Source organism: Nocardia sp. NPDC049149 (assembly GCF_043197455.1).
Classification (GTDB): Bacteria; Actinomycetota; Actinomycetes; order Mycobacteriales; family Mycobacteriaceae; genus Nocardia.
The window spans coordinates 88,441-102,699 of record NZ_JBICTD010000012.1 but is presented as its reverse complement, the minus strand read 5'-3'; the positions used below and the strand labels follow the sequence as shown (position 1 = coordinate 102,699).

Annotated in this window: 15 protein-coding genes; 10 read left to right on the top strand and 5 right to left on the bottom strand. The window is 67.1% G+C overall.

The features are described 5' to 3' along the window. Nucleotides 1-12 precede the first annotated feature (12 nt). The 3 genes from ACGFNJ_RS37115 to ACGFNJ_RS37105 all read right to left on the bottom strand — a co-directional run bounded on the left by ACGFNJ_RS37115 (nucleotide 13) and on the right by ACGFNJ_RS37105 (nucleotide 1,639). The gene (locus ACGFNJ_RS37115; RefSeq protein ID WP_393459544.1) at nucleotides 13-630 is read right to left on the bottom strand and encodes a TetR/AcrR family transcriptional regulator; all 618 of its coding nucleotides are present in this window, start codon (nucleotides 628-630) and stop codon (nucleotides 13-15) included. Nucleotides 631-764: 134 nt separating this feature from the next. Beyond that, nucleotides 765-1,106 carry a DUF1844 domain-containing protein gene (locus ACGFNJ_RS37110; protein ID WP_393459541.1) on the bottom strand — a complete coding sequence of 114 codons (342 nt, stop codon included), beginning with the start codon at nucleotides 1,104-1,106 and terminating at the stop codon, nucleotides 765-767. Nucleotides 1,107-1,111: 5 nt separating this feature from the next. Further along, nucleotides 1,112-1,639 (bottom strand): DinB family protein, encoded by a 528-nt coding sequence (locus ACGFNJ_RS37105; RefSeq protein WP_393459538.1) that lies wholly within the window; start codon nucleotides 1,637-1,639, stop codon nucleotides 1,112-1,114. Between the two features lie 362 nt (nucleotides 1,640-2,001). On the opposite strand from ACGFNJ_RS37105, the gene infC reads away from it, so the two are divergent. The 3 genes from infC (at nucleotide 2,002) to rplT (ending at nucleotide 3,522) form a co-directional block, all read left to right on the top strand. After that, nucleotides 2,002-2,691: a translation initiation factor IF-3 gene (infC, locus tag ACGFNJ_RS37100; RefSeq protein ID WP_069166574.1), complete on the top strand. Its 690-nt coding sequence runs from the start codon at nucleotides 2,002-2,004 to the stop codon at nucleotides 2,689-2,691. Nucleotides 2,692-2,750: 59 nt separating this feature from the next. After that, nucleotides 2,751-2,945, top strand: coding sequence for a 50S ribosomal protein L35 (gene rpmI / locus ACGFNJ_RS37095; RefSeq protein ID WP_014983431.1), 195 nt, complete (start codon nucleotides 2,751-2,753; stop codon nucleotides 2,943-2,945). 196 nt (nucleotides 2,946-3,141) lie between these two features. Continuing rightward, nucleotides 3,142-3,522: a 50S ribosomal protein L20 gene (gene rplT, locus ACGFNJ_RS37090; protein ID WP_014983432.1), complete on the top strand. Its 381-nt coding sequence runs from the start codon at nucleotides 3,142-3,144 to the stop codon at nucleotides 3,520-3,522. A 139-nt stretch (nucleotides 3,523-3,661) separates the two neighbouring features. Here rplT and ACGFNJ_RS37085 read toward each other — a convergent pair whose 3' ends face one another. Continuing rightward, nucleotides 3,662-4,297, bottom strand: coding sequence for a hypothetical protein (locus tag ACGFNJ_RS37085; RefSeq protein ID WP_393459533.1), 636 nt, complete (start codon nucleotides 4,295-4,297; stop codon nucleotides 3,662-3,664). Between the two features lie 143 nt (nucleotides 4,298-4,440). Here ACGFNJ_RS37085 and ACGFNJ_RS37080 point away from each other — a divergent pair, with 143 nt between their 5' ends. After that, a complete protein-coding gene (locus ACGFNJ_RS37080; protein ID WP_393459530.1) occupies nucleotides 4,441-5,265 on the top strand; it encodes a TrmH family RNA methyltransferase in 825 nt (274 codons plus the stop codon). A 127-nt stretch (nucleotides 5,266-5,392) separates the two neighbouring features. Here ACGFNJ_RS37080 and ACGFNJ_RS37075 read toward each other — a convergent pair whose 3' ends face one another. After that, nucleotides 5,393-5,947: a TetR/AcrR family transcriptional regulator gene (locus ACGFNJ_RS37075; RefSeq protein WP_393459527.1), complete on the bottom strand. Its 555-nt coding sequence runs from the start codon at nucleotides 5,945-5,947 to the stop codon at nucleotides 5,393-5,395. Nucleotides 5,948-6,077: 130 nt separating this feature from the next. Here ACGFNJ_RS37075 and ACGFNJ_RS37070 point away from each other — a divergent pair, with 130 nt between their 5' ends. From ACGFNJ_RS37070 to ACGFNJ_RS37045, 6 genes are all read left to right on the top strand, one after another. Then, the gene (locus ACGFNJ_RS37070) at nucleotides 6,078-7,496 is read left to right on the top strand and encodes an MFS transporter (protein ID WP_393459524.1); all 1,419 of its coding nucleotides are present in this window, start codon (nucleotides 6,078-6,080) and stop codon (nucleotides 7,494-7,496) included. Between the two features lie 318 nt (nucleotides 7,497-7,814). Continuing rightward, nucleotides 7,815-8,876, top strand: coding sequence for a phenylalanine--tRNA ligase subunit alpha (gene pheS / locus ACGFNJ_RS37065; protein WP_069166578.1), 1,062 nt, complete (start codon nucleotides 7,815-7,817; stop codon nucleotides 8,874-8,876). 34 nt (nucleotides 8,877-8,910) lie between these two features. Next, nucleotides 8,911-11,415: a phenylalanine--tRNA ligase subunit beta gene (gene pheT, locus ACGFNJ_RS37060; protein ID WP_393459521.1), complete on the top strand. Its 2,505-nt coding sequence runs from the start codon at nucleotides 8,911-8,913 to the stop codon at nucleotides 11,413-11,415. Nucleotides 11,416-11,502: 87 nt separating this feature from the next. After that, nucleotides 11,503-12,270 (top strand): alpha/beta hydrolase, encoded by a 768-nt coding sequence (locus tag ACGFNJ_RS37055; RefSeq protein ID WP_393459518.1) that lies wholly within the window; start codon nucleotides 11,503-11,505, stop codon nucleotides 12,268-12,270. 45 nt (nucleotides 12,271-12,315) lie between these two features. Further along, a complete protein-coding gene (locus ACGFNJ_RS37050) occupies nucleotides 12,316-12,834 on the top strand; it encodes a hypothetical protein (protein WP_393459515.1) in 519 nt (172 codons plus the stop codon). Nucleotides 12,835-12,879: 45 nt separating this feature from the next. Continuing rightward, nucleotides 12,880-13,902, top strand: a complete 1,023-nt coding sequence (locus tag ACGFNJ_RS37045; RefSeq protein WP_393459512.1) for a hypothetical protein — start codon at nucleotides 12,880-12,882, stop codon at nucleotides 13,900-13,902. The last annotated feature ends 357 nt before the right edge of the window (nucleotides 13,903-14,259 follow it).

The window sequence follows — 14,259 nt, the reverse complement described above, 5'->3', positions numbered from 1 at the left end:
GTGGTTATCCGGTCAGCGACCGGACGGATCGGGAAGTCCCGCGGCCACTTCCTCGAAGCCGCGGCGCAACAGTGTGGTGATGACGACGGGTGGATCGGCTCGGACATACGCCAGGGCGGCGGACTGCATGATCGCGCTGAGCACGCCGGTCACCAGGTGGGGGAACATGTCGTGGTCCGGATCGGTGCCGGTGCGTTCCGCGATCGCCGCGACCCAGTCGTCGGTGAGGTCCTTGCTGAGGGCGCCCTTGGCATCCGGCGAGTCGACGATGGTCCGGATCACCGCCAGCTGGGTCGGGCTCGGCGGTTCGGCGCCGATTCCTTCGGCTTCGAAGGGCGCCAGGATGGCCTCGGAGAGCGCGGTCCACAGCGGCTCTTCCGCGGGGCGTTCGCGAAACATCGTCAGGCTGCGGCGAATTCGGTCCAGATTGCGATAGGCGAGCGCCTCGAACTTGCCGGTGAAGTAGTTGTTGAAGGTGCGCACCGATACCCCGGCGCGTGCCGCGATGTCGTCGCGCGTGACGTTCTCCAGCCCGCGTTCGAACGCCAACTGCATGGTGGCGTCGCTGATCGCGCGGCGGGTATCGAGCTTCTTGCGTTCCCGCAGTCCCAGTGCTTGATCCTCGGCCATGGCGCCAGTCTACGACAAAAACGTGCCCGGTGGGCAAAATTGCCCACCGGGAAAAAATTCGATCCGAGGCGCTCCGAAACAGGGAGGTTGTCAGCGCCGCAACGGCATTGGGGTAGTAGAGCGCAGCCGCCTGATCAGTAGACAGGCCCGGTGTACTTCTCGCCCGGCCCCTTACCCGGCTCATCCGGGTGCGCCGATGCCTCGCGGAACGCCCGCTGCAACGACTGCAAACCCTCACGGATCGGTCCTGCGTGCGGGCCGAGGTACTCGACCGACGCCGTGACCAGCCCGGCGAGCGCGGTGATCACCCGACGCGCTTCGTCCAAATCGCGCCGCGTGCTCGATTCCGGATCCTCGTCCGCGAGCCCGAGCTTCTCCGCGGCCGAGCTCATCAGCATCACCGCGGCCCGGCTGATCACCTCCACCGCCGGGATGTCGGCCAGTTCGCGCACGGAGTTGTCGAGCTCTTCAGTCATGCCTGTCAGGCTAGCGAGGCAGTGCGAAGCAACCGCAGCTGGCCGATCTCCGCGACGTTCTTCATCAGCTCCGAGTTCACCCAGCTCACCAGATGCGCCACGGTCAGCTTGGTCTCGGCGGGCCAGGGAAAGCTCGACGGCTTGTCGAGGCCGGACTCGGTCAGCCCGTCGAGTGTGCGAATCCAGCCGTCGCGCAACCCACGCAGCCACGCCACGGCGGCCCTACCGTCGCCGGGCCAGTGCACGTCGCGGCGGTCGCGCGGCGGTCTGCCCGCGAGCTGATCGGTCGCCGCACTCCACCACCAGCCGATATGCCAGCTCAGCCAGCCGATGGTCGGCAGCGGAATCGGATCGGGCTCGTTGTCCGCCCAGTCCGGCCGCCACGCGCCGTCGGCGTAGAGGCGCACCGTCCAATAGGAGTCGGTGGGCGCCCAGAGGAAGTCGTCGACACGCAGCGCGTCGAGGTGCAGCTCGGTGAGCGACCAGGTGAGGTCGAATTGCCATCGCAGCAGGTCGAGACGGGAAGTGGGCATGGCTGGAGCCTGGCAGGCACCGGGTGTCGCGGCAACTCGAGCGAGGGTGGATTCGGTAATAGCGGAAGCGCAATGTTAGACTTTCCGCTGACGACCGCCCCTGGTTGTGTCTTCTACCAAGATTTCGAGCCTGGGGCTGATAAGTGGAGCCCGACTCCCACCGTTGCCGACGAGCAATCGTACTGGTCAAACGGTCCGGTCACCCGCCTCTGCGGAGGCGGTTTTCTTGTGCCGTGGTTCTCTCACGAGAATCGCGCGAGCAAGATCGTGCGTGAGCTTTCGCGTGCGCTGACCGGTCGACATCGGGCCCCGAAGCGGAATACCGCTGCGGGGCTTTCGTGTTGAACAGGGGTTCGCAGTTATTGCGTGCGGTCGTCTTGACGACACCGCTTGACCTAGGAGGCCCCATCAGCACTGAGACCCGCATCAACGATCGCATCCGTGTTCCCGAGGTCCGACTCATCGGACCCAGCGGCGAGCAGGTTGGGATCGTGCGTGTTGAAGATGCACTACGCGTCGCCATGGAGGCGGATCTCGATCTCGTCGAGGTCGCTCCGGATGCACGTCCGCCGGTCTGCAAGATCATGGACTACGGCAAGTTCAAGTACGAGACGGCGCAGAAGGCGCGTGAGTCTCGGAAGAACCAGGTGCAGACCGTGATCAAGGAGCAGAAGCTCCGCCCCAAGATCGACGACCACGACTACGCCACCAAGAGGGGCCATGTGATGCGCTTCCTCGAGGCAGGCTCGAAGGTCAAAGTGACCATCATGTTCCGTGGACGTGAGCAGTCGAGGCCCGAACTGGGTTACCGGCTGCTGCAGCGGCTCGCCGCCGACGTCGCAGACCTGGGGTTCGTCGAAACCTCGGCCAAGCAGGACGGTCGCAATATGACCATGGTCCTCGCACCACACAAGGGTGCGAAGACGCGGGTGAAAGCTCAGCAGGAGTCCTCGGCTCCGCGGCCGCAGCAGCCCGCTGCGCAGCAGAGTGCCGAGCCTGCCGACACCGCGCCCGCTGCGGCTCCGGCCGAGCAGGCCGCCCCGCCGCAGTAATACCGATCAGAGCCGGCGGTCCGCAAGGACCGCCGGGACGAGACAGATTAGAGGAATCCATGCCGAAGATGAAGAGCCACAGCGGCGCCTCGAAGCGATTCAAGGTGTCCGGTAAAGGAAAGCTGCTGCGTCAGCAGGCGAACCGTCGCCACCTGCTCGAGCACAAGTCCACCCGCCGGACTCGTCGTCTGGATGGCACGGAGGCCGTCGCGTCCGTCGACGTCCCACGCGTGAAGAGGCTGCTCGGTCTCTGAGAGACCTTTCGCCGTAGCGACTGCTTGCAGGTCGCTCGAAACGGTCAGCAGCGACTGCGCACCAGTCGCGGCGAAAGTGCCGATGACCCTGCGTCATTCGACACGAGTAAGCAACCGCGATCCGGATTCCGGACGCCGACCAACCGACCAACCCCCGGGTGCCCGCATGCGCCCCCTAGATCGACAGGACTGACCCATGGCACGCGTCAAAAGGGCCGTCAACGCTCAGAAGAAGCGTCGTTCCATCCTCGAGGCCTCCAAGGGCTACCGCGGCCAGCGTTCGCGGCTGTACCGCAAGGCCAAGGAACAGCAGCTGCACTCGCTCACCTACGCCTACCGGGACCGCCGGGCGCGCAAGGGTGACTTCCGCAAGCTCTGGATCGCCCGCATCAACGCCGCGGCGCGTCTGAACGACATCACCTACAACCGTTTCATCCAGGGCCTGAAGGCCGCGGGTGTCGAGGTGGACCGCAAGATCCTCGCCGAGCTCGCCGTCTCCGACGCCGAGGCGTTCGCCGGTCTCGTCGCGGTCGCCAAGGCTGCGCTGCCGCAGGACGTCAACGCTCCGGCTGCCTGAGCGTGCGACTGACACACACCTTTGGAACGACCCGTGGACGCGCTCGCCGAGCGCACTCCGCGGGTCGTTCTGCTTTCCGCATTGCCTCGCGACCGTACTCAGCGTTCGTGATTTCGTGACTGGTTGCACGCCGGGTTGATCAGTTGGCGGATTTCTGTGATTTGTAGATATCCAGCGCGGCAGACAATGGATCGTATGCACCCTCGGCCAACGAGTAGTGCGTGACTTTATGGCCGCTACCGAGTGCGTGACTCTGGACGAGTCTCCAAGTGCCGCCGGTCGGTGTCTCGTACCCGGCAGCTTGGTCTTCTCGAACTTCCCTTTTGAACGCGGTATTCAAACTTTGGGTCATCCGATTGAGCTCGCCTGTGCCGACGAGCTCCTGCATTCTGGCGGCCTCGACGCGGCCGGTCTTATCCTGAGGGCCGAGTTCTCCAAGTAAGCACTCGACAAATTTTGCACTCGCAGGCGTCGCACGTGTGAGGACGCGGTGGTATCGGTCGACCTGCGGGTCCAACGGCCTCGCGGGCAGGTCCGATGCGTCGGTGTGCGGTGCGGACGGCGCGGCGGCAGGCGCGTTGCTGCCGATGTCCTGATACTTGGCGACAATCGGATCGATGGGTCCGATTGTTCGGTCGACATTATCGATTGCGCTGACGAAAGCGCGAATTTGTCGTCGCTCCAACTCTGACATGTCGGGCTTCTTGGCAACTATCGCGGCCAGCTCATCGCGTATTCCTTGGAGTGCCTTGCTGGCGATGCGTGTGTAATCCATGTCGCAGGCTTCCTCTCCTTGCCAAGAGCCTAGCGATGGGTGACTCTCGTTTCGAGACCATAGTTCTATTGTCGGGACGGCATTCGCCACGTTGATCCGAGGCGAAAGATTCTCGGCACCCGCCGACGTGTAACTTCACTGGCATGGCATCGACCCCGGAATTCATCGACTACCGCAATCCGCGGGTCGTTTCGGCTGTCAAGCTGCATCGCGGCGCACAGCGGCGCAAGACCGGGCTCTTCCTCGCCGAGGGTGCCAATTCCGTTGCCGCCGCGTTGGATACCGGCCGCGTGCAGGAGCTGTTCTACTCCGCGGACGCCGCGACCAGAGAGCACGAACTCATCGCGAGTGCCGTCGGGATGGGTGTGCGCACCACGCTCGTCAGCGACCGTGCCGCGCAGCAGCTCGGCGAAACGGTCACCGCGCCAGGACTCGTCGCGGTCTGCGGGCTCATCGACGTGCCGCTGGCCGACGTGCTCGCCGCGCAGCCGCGCATGCTGGCTGTTCCGGTCGAAATCGCCGAACCCGGCAACGCGGGCACCCTCATTCGGGTGGCGGACGCGGTCGGCGCCGACGGCGTGGTGTTGGCGGGGGACACCGTCGACCCGCACAACGGCAAATGCGTGCGTGCCAGTGCGGGCAGCCTGTTCCACGTGCCTATCGCACGGCACCGCGACATCACCGAAACGCTGGATTCCCTTGCCACAGCAGGTATCACGATGCTTGCGACCGCCGCCGACGGCGAGGTGGATCTAGACGACGCCGACGATCTGTTCACCGGACCGGTCGCCTGGCTCTTCGGCAACGAGGCACACGGCCTCGACCCGGCCGTCGCCGCGCGCGCCGACCATCGGATCCGGATCCCGATCCACGGCCGCGCCGAAAGCTTGAATCTTGCTGCTGCGGCAGCCATCTGCCTCTACACAGGCGCGCGCGTCCGGCACGCCAAAGGCGCCCGCGCGCAATAGCTCTCGTACCCGCTTCCGCAGGGCTTTCGCGGACCATGACAACGCCTCCCGCTCGCTGTGCGTCTCGTGCGGTAGCTCGTTCATGCCCTAGCGCGCATGGCTTCCGCGACGGCAGTCCGCGTCGCGCTCAGTCGCCGTTGGCCTGCAGATCCGCCATGATCTCCGTTGCCCACGACGCAGGCACCGCGTCCGGTCCGGCCACCTGCATCGCGCTCATCACCGTGAGCAGCATGCCGGTCGAGAGGAAGCGCCGAACCTCTAACCGAGAAGCGCCCGTCAGGTCGCCGATCAGCCGGTAGACCAGGCCGAATCGGTCGCGCACCTCGTTGCCGATCGCCGGGTCCGCGCTTGCCGCGAAGCCGTGCAGGAACACCTGGAGCAGCTCCCGCTCGGTCAGGAAGATGTTGTATCCGCGCCCGAGGGCGAGCAGCGCCTCCTCGGGCGTCGCGTCCGGCGCCGCCTCCGCGCGCGCCGACCGGAAGATCTCCTCGATCCGATCACACACCCGGTGGACCGCGGCGACGAACAACTGCTGCTTGGTGCCGAAGAGCCGAATCACGTACGGCTGGGAAACGCCTGCGCGCCTGGCGATTTCGTCGGTGCGGGTGGCCACGTAGCCGGATTCGGCGAAGGCGGAGACGGCGGCGCGCAACACCTGCTCGCCACGTTCGGTTGCGGTCATCCTGACCCTGGTCGAACTCGCCATCTCGGCCACTCCGTTCGCTGACAAACCCGCTGTGGATTGACATGTTATCAGTCGATGCATACTCTTTCGGTCATTAGTTATCAGTCAATTACAACTAAGGCTGGACATGACCGAAACCCTCGAGCCCGCCGCGGAGACGGTCGCGCCACCGACCGGCGGACGCGCCATCGCCGCCGTGCTCGCCGCCGTCGGCATCCCGACCTTCATGGTCACGCTCGACAACCTGGTGGTGACCAACGCGCTCCCAGTGATCCGCACCGAACTCGGCGCCTCGCTGGCCGACCTGCAGTGGTTCATCAACGCCTACACGCTGTCCTTCGCCGCATTGCTGCTCACCGTCTCGGCACTCGGTGACCGGCTCGGTCGACGGCGCGTCTACCTGGCGGGCATCCTGCTGTTCACGGTCGCGTCGGCGGCCTGCGCACTGGCCACCGAGCCGTGGATGTTGATCGCCGCCAGGGGTGTTCAGGGCGTCGGCGCCGCGGGCGTGATGCCGCTGTCCGTGGCCTTGCTTTCGACGGCGGTGCCCGAACGGTTGCGTAACGCGGCGATCGGAATCTGGAGTGGCATAGCGGGATTGGGGGTCGCGGTGGGCCCGCTCGTCGGCGGCGCCGTGGTGAAAGGCGCGAGCTGGCAATGGATCTTCTGGCTGAACGTGCCGATCGGCCTGGCGGTGCTGCCGTTCGTGGCCAGGGTGCTGCGTGAGTCGTACGGCGGAAGTAGGCGGCTCGACCCGCTCGGCCTGGTGTTGTCGGCGGGCGGTGTGCTCGCGGTGGTGTGGGGCGTGATCCACGGCGCGGAGGACGGCTGGCTGTCCGCCACGGTGCTGGGCGGCTTGCTCGGCGGCGCGGGGCTGCTGGCTGGGCTGGTCGCGTGGGAACTGCGAACGCCGGATCCGATGTTGCCGCTGCGGCTGTTCCGTTCGCGTGCGTACAGCATCAGCAACGCGACTACTTTCACGTTTTCGGTGGGTGTTTACGGTGCGGTGTTCCTGCTGGCACAGTATTTCCAAGTAGTGCGCGGTGACGACCCGCTCGCGGCGGGCCTGCGCACCATGCCGTGGACCTTGGCGCCGATGGTGGCCGCCCCACTCGCCGGTCTGCTCGTCGACCGCGTCGGTGCCCGGGCTCTGTTGGTAACCGGCCAGGTTCTGCTGGCCGTCGGGCTGGGCTGGATGGCCGCGCTCACCACGGTCGACGTCGACTATGGCGCGTTGGTCGCGCCGTTCCTGCTCGCCGGAATCGGCATGGGCTTGACGTTCGCGCCGACGACCACGGTGGTGCTGGCCAGTGCCGCGCCGGAGGAACGGGCGATGGCCTCCGGCACCAACAGCACGGTGCGGGAGGTCGGCGTCGCGATGGGTGTGGCGGTGCTCGCGTCCGTATTCGCCGCGCACGGTTCGTATCTCAGCCCGCAGCACTATGTCGACGGGCTGGTGCCTGCTCTCTGGGTCGGCGCCGCGATCGTCGCGGTCGGCGCCGTCCTCGCCCTGTTGCTCCCGTCGCCCGGCGCAGCGCCGCGCTGAGTGTGCGGGTGGGCGCTGCCCGGGTGGTGGGGATCCGGGCAGCGCTGCGTGGTGCGATACAGCCCTGCCCGGACCCGCGCATCCCGGGCCGGGCTGTATTCGTCACGTAACGGCGCAAGCACGCATCCGCGAACAGCGGCCAGGTGTGGCCGTCGTCGCAACTCTGCATGCGTTATGCCAGGGCAGCATGGGTTCGGCGGTGCACGGGGAATCCGGGTGAACCGGGTATCGGGCATCCAATAGGATTCCACCAGCAGCAATGTGGGCAGGGAATGAGCCGTGCCCACGAACCGATCCCCAGGGGAGAGTCGAACCATCGTGGCCGACGACAACGACGCAGTCGAGCAGAACGCGACGCTGACCGAGGAGGCACTGGCCGCTGCGGCGGCGGCCGCCGAGAAGGCGTTTGCCGCTGCCGCCGACCTGGACGCGCTCGCGGTCGCGAAAACCGAGCACCTCGGCGGCAAGGCTCCGCTGGCGCTGGCGCAACGCGCACTGGGCAGCATCCCGAAGACCGAGAAGGCCGACGCGGGCAAGCGCGTCAACGTGGCTCGGGCCAGGGTGTCCGAGGCGTTCGAGTCGCGCCGCGCGGTGCTGCTTGCCGAGCGCGACGCGGCCGTTCTCGTCGCCGAGGCGATCGATGTGACGTTGCCCGCCCGCCGCGACCAGGTCGGCGCCAGGCACCCGATCTCCGTCATCTCCGAGCAGGTCGCCGACGTGTTCGTCGCGATGGGCTGGGAGGTCGCCGAGGGTCCCGAGGTCGAGACCGAACACTTCAACTTCGACGCGCTGAACTTCCTGCCCGATCATCCGGCCCGCACCATGCAGGACACCTTCCACATCGCGCCGGAAGGCTCGCGTCAGGTGCTGCGCACGCACACCTCCCCGGTGCAGGTGCGGTCGCTGCTGGAGCGGGATCTGCCGATCTACGTGGTCTGCCCCGGTCGCACCTTCCGCACCGACGAGCTCGACGCCACGCATACCCCGGTCTTCTCGCAGGTGGAGGGGCTCGCGGTGGACAAGGGCCTGACCATGGCGCATCTGCGCGGCACGCTGGACGCGTTCGCGCGGGCGTTGTTCGGGCCGGATACGCGAACCAGGATGCGCCCCAACTACTTTCCGTTCACCGAGCCCTCCGCCGAGGTCGACGTCTGGTTCCCCGGCAAGAAGGGCGGCGCGGGCTGGGTCGAGTGGGGCGGCTGCGGCATGGTGAACCCGAAGGTGCTGATCGCCAGCGGGATCGATCCCGAGGTGTACAGCGGGTTCGCGTTCGGCATGGGCCTGGAGCGGACGCTGCAGTTCCGCAACGGCATCCCGGACATGCGAGACATCGTCGAGGGCGACGTGCGGTTCACGTTGCCGTTCGGCGTCCGGTCCTGACCCCCACCCTTCGATCGAGAGAGCGAAACGTCAAGTGCGAGTAGCGCAGTCCTGGCTGACCGACATCATCCAGCGCACCAACCCCGGCTGGTCGGTGACGCCGGAGGAGCTCGACGCGGGGTTCGTCCGGGTCGGGCTGGAGGTCGAAGAGGTCGACAAGCTGGAGCCGGTGGGCGGTGACATCGAGAAGCCGCTGGTCGTCGGCCGGGTCGCCGAGATCACCGAGCTGACCGAGTTCAAGAAGCCGATCCGGTTCTGCAAGGTCGATGTGGGCAACCCTGAGCTGCAGGAAATCGTCTGCGGCGCCACCAATTTCGCGGTCGGCGACCTGGTGGTCGTCGTGCTGCCCGGTGGCGTGCTGCCCGGTGGTTTCACCATCTCCTCGCGCAAGACCTACGGCCACGTCTCCCACGGCATGATCTGCTCGGTCGCCGAACTCGGTATCGGCAAGGACCATTCGGGCATCCTGGTGCTCGAGCCGGGCACCGCCGAACCGGGCACCGACGCCAATGAGCTGCTCGGCCTGGACGATACGGTCATCGAGCTCAACATCACCCCCGACCGCGGCTACTGCTTCTCGGTGCGCGGCCTCGGCCGCGAACTCGCCTGCGGCTTCGACCTGGACTACGCCGATCCCGCCGTGCGCACCCTGCCGGATGCCGACCAGGAGGCCTGGTCGATCCGCCTCGAACCGGAATCGAAGTGCACCCGCTTCGCCGCCCGCCGCGTCACCGGCATCGACCCGAATGCGGTGAGCCCCTGGTGGTTGCAGCGCAGGCTGCTGCTGTCGGGTGTGCGCCCGATCTCGCCCGCCGTCGACGTCACCAACTACGTGATGCTCGAGCTGGGCCAGCCGCTGCACGCCTTCGACGCCGCGAAAGTGAACGGCGGCTTGGTGGTTCGCGCCGCCAACAAGGGCGAGACGCTGCGCACCCTCGACGAGGTCGAGCGCACCCTCGACGCCGAAGACGTGGTGATCGCCGATGATTCGGGTGTCGTCTCGCTGGCCGGTGTGATGGGTGGCGCGAGCACCGAGGTCAGCGCGGAGTCGACCGACATCCTGCTGGAAGCGGCCACCTGGAACCCGCTGCTCGTCTACCGCACCTCGCGCAGGCACAAGCTGGTGTCCGAGGCGGGCAAGCGCTACGAGCGGGTGGTCGATCCGGAGATCAACGTGATCGCGCTCGATCGCGCCGCCGCCCTTCTTGCCGAAATCGCCGGTGGCACCGTCGAATCCGCGCTCACCGACGTCCGCATCCCGGTGCCGCCCGTTGCGCCGATCCGGATGGACATCGACCTCGCCGACCGCGTCGCAGGCGTGGTCTACCCGACCGGCACGTCCGCACGCAGGCTCGCGCAGATCGGCTGCACCGTCGAGGTCGCCGTGGACGAGAGCACCGGGCACGGCCAGCTGGTGGTCACCCCGCCGAGCTGGCGTCCCGACCTGGCGCAGCCCGCGGATCTGGTCGAAGAGGTGCTGCGGCTGGAAGGGCTGGAGCAGATCCCGTCCGTCCTGCCCACCGCGCCTGCCGGCCGTGGTCTCACCGCGACCCAGCGCCGCCGCCGTGCGGTGAGCCGGGCGCTGGCCTTCGTCGGCGCCGTCGAGGTGCCCGCGCCGGTCTTCCTGCCCGCCGGTGTCTTCGACACCTGGGGCCTGGATGCCGACGATCCGCGCCGGACCACGACCCGGGTGCTGAACCCGCTCGATGTCGAACGGGCGGAGCTGGCCACCACGCTGCTGCCCGGACTGCTGGAAGTGGCCGCCCGCAACATCTCTCGCGGTGCGCGCGACCTGACCATCTACGGCATCGCGCAGGTGGTGCTGCCCGGTGCGAACGTGCGCCCGGTCGAGGCACTTCCGGTCGATCGCAGGCCCACCGATGACCAGATCGCCGAGCTGCTCGACTCGCTGCCCGCCCAGCCGGTGCACGTGGCCGCGGTGCTCACCGGTCGCCGCGAACCGCGTGGGCCGTGGGGTCAGGGCCGTGCGGCCGAGGCCGCCGACGCGTTCGCTCTCGCCGACGTGGTGGCCGACGCGGCGGGCGTCACCATCGAGCGCCGCCCGGCCGCCCACCTGCCCTGGCATCCGGGTCGCTGCGCCGAGCTCGTGGTGGACGGCACGGTCGTCGGCTACGCGGGCGAACTGCACCCCGCCGTGCTGGAACGGTCGGGGCTGCCGCCGCGCACCTGCGCTGTCGAGCTCGACCTCGACGCGCTGCCGTTGCGTGAATCCCTTCCTGCCCCAACGATTTCCCCGTTCCCCGCGGTGCTGCAGGACGTCTCGGTCAGCGTCGAGAAGTCCACCCCTGCCGCGTCCGTGGAGTCGGCGCTGCGCACCGGCGGCGGCGAACTGCTCGAGGACATCGCGCTGTTCGACGTCTACGAGGGCGCTCAGGCAGGCGAGGGCCGCAAGTCCCTGACCTACGCGCTGCGCTTCCGTGCGACGGATCGCACGCTGACCGAGGACGAGGCGAGCGCCGCCCGTGACGCGGCGGTAGCCGCAGCCGCGGACGCGGTGGGCGCTGTCCTGCGCGGCTAGGCCGCAACGGGCAGCGTTGTGCGGGGTGGACGCGCTGTGGGCCGGGTCGAGTGACCGGGTGGCAGCGAAGCGAGTATGAACATGTACATGCGACACCCCGCGCACCCGATCCTCAACGCGCTGACCTACCTGCCGGACCGGCAGGTCGTACAGACGCCCGACCTGCTCGGCTTGGCCTACACGGACCTGTCGATCGGCACGGCCGACGGTGAGACGCTGCATGCGTGGTGGCTGCCCGCGCCGAACTCGGTCGGGCACATCCTGTTCGCGCACGGCAACGCGGGCAATATCGGCGATCGGATCGGGCTGTTCGCCCTGCTGATCGAGGCGGGTTTCGATGTGCTCGCGTTCGACTACCGCGGCTACGGCCGCAGCACCGGACGACCCACCGAACACGGCACTTACCTCGATGCCAGGGCGGCGCGGCGCGCGCTGCTCGAACAACCCGGCGTCGATCCGAATCGTGTGCTGTATCTGGGGAAGTCGCTCGGCGGCGGTGTCATGACGGAGCTCGCGACGGTCCATCCGCCCGCCGGACTCATGTTGATGTCCACGTTCTCCGGCCTTCGCGACGCCGCGCGTGCGGTTTACCCGTTCCTGCCGCGCCCGTTCGTCCCCGATGCCTATCCGAACGAGCGCCGGATCCGCACCTTGCGGGTCCCGATCCTGATCATGCACGGCGATCAGGACGAGCTCCTGCCGCTGCGGCAGGCCGAGCGCCTGTATGCCGCCGCACGAGAACCGAAGCAGCTGAAGGTGTTCCCCGGCGGCGGGCACAACGATCTGATCATCGTCGGCGGGACGGCCTGGTTCGAGCTGGTACGCGACTGGGCGCGCGCGGTCGTCCAGCCGTAAAGCGGAGCGGCACCCAGGCCGCCTGCCGCTGCGTAGCCTGGCGGTATGACGGAAAACAGCGAGATCGCGGCGCGATTGGCGGCGCTGTCCGACCGCGAACTGGTCGGCGTGCTGCTGGTGGCGACCGCGGGGCGGCCTGGATTCGACACCGTGCACGCGGCCCTGCTCGGGGTCGCCGAGGCGGCTGATGCGGGAGGTGCGCCGGGTGTGACTCCTGCCACGGTGCCGCCGTCGGTGCATGACGCCGCCGCGGTGCATGACGTATCCGGGCAGGTCGGAGGGGTTTCTCCGGTACCGGCGGTACCGGTACCTCCGACCGGTATCGCCGCACCGACTGAGACAGCCGGATATTCACCGTCCGGAGTCCCTACTTGGGGGTCAGTTCGCGATAAGGTCGAGCAGCGCTTCGGCACCGCACAGGGTATGGACGAGCTCGACAAGCAGACCCCGGCGGGCCGCAGCGTCGACGAGCAATGGGACGCGCGCGAGAAGGCCGCGCGTGAGCGCCTGGATCAGATACGGAAGTCGTTGCACGGCAACGACTCCGAAACAAGCGGGCCGTAACCTGGCCGGGCGCACCGTACTACGACTGTGAGGGTGGAACCGGCGATGACCGAGCCGCGTGAGATTGCCGAACGGCTACTCGATGCTCAGGTGGAATTCATACTGGCCGAGGTCACCGGTGACCGCTTCGCGGAGGTGGTGGCTCGCGACGTCGAATCGGTGCTCGGCGTCGCCGACACGCTGATCTTCCGTGACATCGTCGAGATCGATCAGGCCAAGCAGACCGTCGCGACGATCATCGATCAGATCGGCGGCAGCCCGGTGATCGCCGACATGGTCGGGGTCTTCGCCGATTCGATCTACGACAACATCGCGGCCAACCACGATTACACGCTCGGTCAGGTGGTCGACCGGGAACCGGTGGAAGCGTTGCTGGAGAAGATCTTCGGCATGCACCAGGCCCAGGAGCGAATCCTGGACCGGCTCACCGAGAGCCCGCTGGTGGCGACCGTCGCGTCGAAGTTCGTCGACAAGTTGATCTCCGATTTCATGGAGGCGAACAAGCAGATCGCCGGAAAGATCCCGGGCGTCTCCTCGCTGATTTCCATGGGTCAGTCGGCGGCCAAGACCGCCAAGAAGGCGACCGAGAGCACCTTCATCGGCGACATGGCAGGCAAGGGTGCGGTTTTCGCGCTCAAGCGCACCAACAACGCGATCCGCGAGATGCTGCGCGACGCCCCGGTGCACGACGCCGCGATGGAATTCTGGGACCTGCACGCCGACGAGCCCGTCAGCGGCCTGCGCGATTACCTGTCGCAGAAGGACCTGAACGAGCTGGTGCTGATCTGCTACGAAATCGCGATCACCACCAGGGAGAAGGAATATTTCGGCCTGCTCGTCGGCGAATGCGTCGAGGTGTTCTTCACCAAGTACGGTGATTACACCTTGGGCGCCATGTTGCCCGAGCTCGGGCTGAGCGGCGCCGATATCACGACCGAGATTCTGCGCTACGGTCCGGCGGTGATCGAGGGCGCGAAGCGGAATGGCGTGCTGGCCAAGCTGATTCGGGAGCGGCTGGAACCGTTCTACACCTCGGAGCAGGTACTCGCGATCCTCGGCGGCGCGTAGTAGTGCACAAAACAACTAGCTGATCGGTCGCCATTCGGTTGCTGATTGTTGTCCGGCCCGTTCGCTCGCAAGAGTGGGCGGGCCGTTCTCGTGTCAAATCCAGTGGGGGTGGATCCGCTTGCGGCCCAAGATTTCGAGTGTGCATACCCGGTGCACCGCCGCGCTGGGCAATGGCCTGCCTGAGCTGGGATGCATTGAGTGGTAGCGCAACCGATCGGTCACAAACTGGCCGGTTGGTAGCAAGAGGTTTCAGCTCAGGTTGAAAAGAATGAACAAAGTGCTGGAACGGGGGTGCTCGAGTTGACGCAGCCGCAGCCGTATGGGATTTTGCTCGGAGACTTTCCCGTGCGCTCGTCG

Excerpts from the sequence above, each read along its gene's own strand:
- rplT (WP_014983432.1), top strand. The coding sequence starts at position 3,142 with ATGGCACGCGTCAAAAGGGCCGTCAACGCTCAGAAGAAGCGTCGTTCC.
- ACGFNJ_RS37115 (WP_393459544.1), bottom strand. The coding sequence starts at position 630 with ATGGCCGAGGATCAAGCACTGGGACTGCGGGAACGCAAGAAGCTCGAT.
- rpmI (WP_014983431.1), top strand. The coding sequence starts at position 2,751 with ATGCCGAAGATGAAGAGCCACAGCGGCGCCTCGAAGCGATTCAAGGTG.
- ACGFNJ_RS37105 (WP_393459538.1), bottom strand. The coding sequence starts at position 1,639 with ATGCCCACTTCCCGTCTCGACCTGCTGCGATGGCAATTCGACCTCACC.
- ACGFNJ_RS37085 (WP_393459533.1), bottom strand. The coding sequence starts at position 4,297 with ATGGATTACACACGCATCGCCAGCAAGGCACTCCAAGGAATACGCGAT.
- ACGFNJ_RS37055 (WP_393459518.1), top strand. The coding sequence starts at position 11,503 with ATGCGACACCCCGCGCACCCGATCCTCAACGCGCTGACCTACCTGCCG.
- ACGFNJ_RS37045 (WP_393459512.1), top strand. The coding sequence starts at position 12,880 with ATGACCGAGCCGCGTGAGATTGCCGAACGGCTACTCGATGCTCAGGTG.
- ACGFNJ_RS37080 (WP_393459530.1), top strand. The coding sequence starts at position 4,441 with ATGGCATCGACCCCGGAATTCATCGACTACCGCAATCCGCGGGTCGTT.
- ACGFNJ_RS37070 (WP_393459524.1), top strand. The coding sequence starts at position 6,078 with ATGACCGAAACCCTCGAGCCCGCCGCGGAGACGGTCGCGCCACCGACC.
- ACGFNJ_RS37050 (WP_393459515.1), top strand. The coding sequence starts at position 12,316 with ATGACGGAAAACAGCGAGATCGCGGCGCGATTGGCGGCGCTGTCCGAC.
- ACGFNJ_RS37110 (WP_393459541.1), bottom strand. The coding sequence starts at position 1,106 with ATGACTGAAGAGCTCGACAACTCCGTGCGCGAACTGGCCGACATCCCG.
- ACGFNJ_RS37075 (WP_393459527.1), bottom strand. The coding sequence starts at position 5,947 with ATGACCGCAACCGAACGTGGCGAGCAGGTGTTGCGCGCCGCCGTCTCC.